General features: G+C 68.7%; 1 protein-coding gene. It reads right to left on the bottom strand.

The genetic code is table 11. From position 1 onward, the window contains the following. Nucleotides 1-578 (bottom strand): transposase (locus HMPREF3086_RS16845; protein WP_141764147.1); only part of this gene is annotated, 578 nt, incomplete at both ends.

The raw sequence follows: 578 nt of genomic DNA, 5'->3' as shown, positions 1-578 counted from the left end.
ACCGCTTCGGCCGGCTTGCCACCGGCGGCGGTGATCGCCTCGACATCTAGTGCCGCCAACAGCGCCAGCGCGTCTGCGACCAGGGCGGAGACCAACTCGTCTCGGGCGGCCTGGTCATCCCAGGCGATGCGCGGCTTACCCGACGCGATGTAGTCCTGCCCGCACACCGCCGCCAACCGGGTGCACTCGGTGGCGATCAACTCCTTCGCCCCGGGCACCTCGCGGCCCACCCGGCGGATCTGGGCGATCAGCTGGGTGATCGTGTCCTGGCGGGCCACCGCGTCATCCAAAACCGTTGAATCCAGCGCCCGGCGGGTCTTGGCCTTGACCGCACCGGTCTCGGCGATGACCTGACGCACCACCTCGAAGATCCGCTGCGGCCGCTCACTGGCCGCCAGGCGGCGTCGCCAATAGGTCAACGTCGACGAGTTGAAACCCTTCGCATCGACCGGATACCCGCAGGCGGCCTTCCACCGCAGGTCAAACGTCAGCGCGTCGACCGCCTCCCGATCGGAGTGCCCGAACAGTGCTTGCAGCACGATGACCGAGGCGATCACCTCACCCGGGATCGAGGGCCG

The organism is Dietzia sp. HMSC21D01, from assembly GCF_001815995.1.
GTDB classification, from domain to species: Bacteria; Actinomycetota; Actinomycetes; order Mycobacteriales; family Mycobacteriaceae; genus Dietzia; species Dietzia cinnamea.
Note: the sequence above shows the minus strand (reverse complement) of the source record. Positions and strands in the feature narration are given on the sequence as shown.